Annotated in this window: 5 protein-coding genes and 1 pseudogene; 1 reads left to right on the top strand and 5 read right to left on the bottom strand. The window is 54.8% G+C overall.

What is annotated here, in order from left to right; genetic code table 11:
* A pseudogene (locus lacNas_RS10960) lies at window positions 1-255 on the bottom strand (type I pantothenate kinase); the annotation flags it as partial.
* Window positions 256-357: 102 nt separating this feature from the next.
* Between lacNas_RS10960 and lacNas_RS10955 the strand changes: the two are divergent.
* Entirely contained in the window at window positions 358-927 is a 570-nt protein-coding gene (locus lacNas_RS10955; protein ID WP_201346865.1) for an SGNH/GDSL hydrolase family protein, read from the top strand.
* Between the two features lie 61 nt (window positions 928-988).
* Here lacNas_RS10955 and lacNas_RS10950 read toward each other — a convergent pair whose 3' ends face one another.
* The 4 genes from lacNas_RS10950 to lacNas_RS10935 form a co-directional block, all read right to left on the bottom strand.
* Window positions 989-1,819 (bottom strand): amino acid ABC transporter substrate-binding protein, encoded by an 831-nt coding sequence (locus tag lacNas_RS10950; protein WP_201330087.1) that lies wholly within the window; start codon window positions 1,817-1,819, stop codon window positions 989-991.
* A gap of 1 nt (window position 1,820) precedes the next feature.
* Window positions 1,821-2,453, bottom strand: a complete 633-nt coding sequence (locus tag lacNas_RS10945; protein ID WP_201330086.1) for an amino acid ABC transporter ATP-binding protein — start codon at window positions 2,451-2,453, stop codon at window positions 1,821-1,823.
* A gap of 13 nt (window positions 2,454-2,466) precedes the next feature.
* Complete coding sequence (locus tag lacNas_RS10940; RefSeq protein WP_201330085.1) at window positions 2,467-3,108, bottom strand: amino acid ABC transporter permease; 642 nt, start codon at window positions 3,106-3,108, stop codon at window positions 2,467-2,469.
* A gap of 358 nt (window positions 3,109-3,466) precedes the next feature.
* A partial coding sequence (locus lacNas_RS10935) for an ATP-binding domain-containing protein (protein ID WP_201346864.1) occupies window positions 3,467-3,865 on the bottom strand: 399 nt, incomplete at its 5' end.

Raw genomic sequence — 3,865 nt, 5'->3', positions numbered from 1 at the left:
AATGCCGATGATGAACGGCAGGCGGGCTTCCGGCAAATGCAAAAAGGCCGCCTGCCTGGCCGCCGTCTCCCGCTTGGCCAGGTAGGCCAGGTGGATGTAGTTCAAGAGGGTCTGGTAGATCTCGTCGACGTCTTTAACGTCCAGCTGGTCGCCCAGGGACTTGACCTTGGCTAGTTCTTCATTGGTCACCGCCAGCTCGGTCTTGGGGGTCAGGGACGCCCAGGCCTGCCGGCTGAATTCAGTATAATTTCGCATCGTTTTACTTGTCCTTTTCTCCTTCTTTAATTATTATAGTAAAAAAAGCAGCTGAAACTGGCAAATGCCAGCTTCATTTTTTCAAAGGAATGGGTGAAACAGATGAAGAAAGTCGTGCTTTTTGGCGATTCAATTTTTAACGCGTATGACGGGCAAAAGGATACTGACCGCTTGACCAAGGCCCTGGCCAAGCGGCTGGGAGCAGCTTACGAGGTCGTAAACATCTCAGTCAGCGGCGCCCTGGCCCAGGACGTCCTGCCCAGAGTCGGCAATCTGCCGGCCTGCGACATCCTGATCGTGGAATACGGGACCAACGACGCCGCCAGCTGGGGCTGCAGCGCCTATGACTACCAGGAAAGCCTGGAAAGCCTGATCAAGCAGGCCCAGAAGGTGACCGGGGCCAGCGACACCTTGGTTCTGGCTCCTTCCATGCCGGACTTGACCAATCCGGAAATGGCCGCGGCCTACTCCCTGGAGAAGCTGGACCAGTACGTCGACATCGCGCAAAGAGACGCCGGCAAGACCAACTCCTTCTTCTTCGACTTGACCCACAAGATGGAGAAGCTGAAGGACCTGCCTTCCTTCATGATTGAAGACGGCCTTCACTACAGCGAAAAGGGCATCTCCTGGCTGGCCGACGTTTTGGCTGACCAAATCAACAAGATGGCATAAGAAAAAACTGTTCAGTTTCCTTTTTGGAAAAGACTGAACAGTTTTTTTCTTGCTCTTTTGCTTAATTGGCCTTGCCCAGGTAATTTGACTTTTGCCCGAACCACTTCTGGTTGATCTTGGCCAGGGTCCCGTCGGCCTTTAAGGAAGCCAGGGCCTGGTTGATCTTCTTTTTCAAGGTCTTGTCGCCCTTCCGCATCCCTACGGCAAACAGGTCTTCTGGCACCTCTTTGTTCAAGATGACCTGGTAGGAACTGGAATCCGCCTCGTGCTTGATGTAGTATTCGGCATAGGTTTCATCCAGCAAAATCCCCTTGATTCTCCCGGCATTCAGGTCCAGGAAGGCCGCCGGAATCGTGTCGTAGAGCACCCGGCTCTTGGGCTTTAAGACCTTTTGGCTGCCGTCCAGCCAGATCTGGGCCGTCGACCCGCTCTGGGCCCCGACGACCTGCCCCTTCATCTGGGCAAAGGACTTGATGCCGCTGGCCTTCTTGACCACCAGCACTTGCCGGTTTCTCAGGTAGCTGCGGCTGAAGGCCACCTTTTTCTTCCGCTGGCTAGTCACGCTGTAGCCATTCCAAAGAACGTCGATCGTCCCGTTTCTGAGCTCCGTTTCCTTCATGGACCAGTCGATGGTCTGAAAGTCTGCCTTCAGGCCCAGCTTCTTGCAGACAGCCTTGGCCAGGTCGACGTCGTAGCCGATCAGCTGGCCGTTTTTCTTTCTGAAGTCCATCGGCACGAAAGTGTCGTCCAAGCCGATCACCAGGCTGCCCCGTTTCTTGATCTTGGCCCAGGTGTCGCGCTGGTTGGCTTCTTTAGTCAGATTGCTGCAGGCCGTTGTCAAAAAGCAGGCCGCCACCAGAGCCAGCAGCATTATTTTTTTGAACCACTTCATTTTAACCCTCCAATGGCTTAACCTCTAAGACTTGATCAGCGACTTTTTTGGCAAAGTCCATGTCGTGGGTGATGATCAATTGGGTCAAGCCCGACTTCTTCAGGCTCAAGATGAGGTCGGCCACCTGGTCGCGCAGGGCCGGGTCCAGGGCGCTGGTTGGCTCGTCATAGCAGAGCATCTTCGGCTGCATGGCCAAAGCCCGGGCGATCGCCACCCGCTGCTTCTGCCCGCCGGAGAGCTGATAAGGGTAAAGGCTTCCCTTGTCCGCCATCTGCAATTTTTCCAAAAGCTCCTTGGCCTTGCTTTCCGCCGTTTCCTTGTCTTCTTTTAAAGCCAGCTGGGGGGCCAGAGTGATGTTTTCCAAAACCGACATGTTCGGGAAAAGGTTGAAGTCTTGGAAGACCACGCCGACGGCGCCTCGCTCTTCCCCGCTGAGGTCATACTTTTCCTTGCCTAAAAGCATCGTCCCGGCATCCGCGGTCTCCAGGCCGGCGATGATTCTCAGCAGGGTCGTCTTCCCGGCCCCGGAAGGGCCAACCACCGTAAGGATTTCGCCGTCAGCCAGGCTGAAGTTCATGTCTTTCAAAATCTGCCGGTTGCCAAAACTTTTGGCCAAATTTTTCACTTCAAGCATTGTCTTTCCCTCCCTATCTGTAGTATGAGTAGTGCTTTTCCAGCTGCCGCAGAATCAGAGTGCACAGGCCGATCAAAATGAGGTAGATGATGGCCACCAGCACCAGCGGCACCAAGGTCACGTCCCGGGCCGTCGCCAGGTTGCCGGCTCTGAGCAGGTCGCCCAGGCCGATCACGTAGACCAGGGATGAGTCCTTGACCAGGTTGATGACTTCGTTGCCGATGGATGGCAGGACGATCTTGATCACCTGGGGAATCACGATCTTTCTGAGCGTCTGCCCGTAGGTCAATTGCAGGACCTTGGCTGCTTCAAACTGGCCGCGGTCGATGGCTTGGTTGCCGCCCCGGAAGATTTCCGCGAAGTAGGCCGTGTAGTTCAAAACGAAGGCCACCAAAGCCGCCATGTAGCGCGGGAAGGTCAAGCCGACGATCGGCAGGCCGTAGAAGACGAAAATCAGCTGCAAAAGAAGCGGCGTCCCCCGCATCAACCAAACGTAGAAGTTGAGCAGCCACTTCAAAGGGGCAAAGCGGCTGTTTAAGCCAAAGGAGACCAGGATCCCCAAGGGCAGGGAGAAGATCAGCGTTTCAAAAAAGATTTCCAGAGTCATCCCCGCCCCGCTGAAGAGGGAGGGAAGGATTTCCATAACGTATTTCATTCTTTTTACCCGCACTTTCTGAAAACAAAAAATCCTCTTGACCCCGGAGGGCCAAGAGGACGCGTTAGCGTGATTCCACCTCGTGTTCACCGGTGCCTCACGGCAAGCCGGCCTCACCAGCTTGAAAAAAAGCTTCAAGCTGCAGCGCTAACGGGCTGACCCGGAAGAGGCTACAAGACTTCACCTCTTCTGCTCACAGACGTGTGTTCACCCTGGCCTTGCTCCCCTTTCCACCGGCGGGAAGTCTCTATCTGCCTAGCCAAAGCTACTTCTTCTGTTCATCGCAGGAAATATGACTAACTGTTGAACTGTTTTTAGTAATATTAGACTAATCTTAAAAAGCCGTCAAGCTTTTTAGTTATTTTTCTGTAAAAGTTTCACCGTTTTCCGGCAAAAGCGGGCTCTTCTCGCCCTGGTAGACCAGGTCCAGCTTGTACATGGCCCGGGAAGCGATCGTGTAAACCAACTGGGTCTCGTCTTCCTCATGGTAGTTTGCCTTGGAGGCATCCCACATGATCACGGCGTCAAATTCCAGCCCCTTGGCCAGGTAGGACGGCAGGATCAAGTTGCCCTCGACCAGGCGCTGGTTGGCGCTGGAGATCAGGTGCACCTGACTTGAGCCGCCCGCTAGCTGGCCGGCCAGCTTTTTGGCAGCATCCAGGTCCTTGGTGATGATGGCCGTGGTCAGCTTTTGCCCGTCGTTTTCAGCCAAGGCGCTCTTTAAAGCCTCCAAGGCCCCGGCTTCGTCTTCCCGGCC

Source organism: Lactobacillus nasalidis (genome assembly GCF_016587775.1).
GTDB lineage: Bacteria > Bacillota > Bacilli > Lactobacillales > Lactobacillaceae > Lactobacillus > Lactobacillus nasalidis.
The sequence above is the reverse complement of the archived record's forward strand: the minus strand, read 5'-3'. Positions and strand labels throughout refer to the sequence as shown.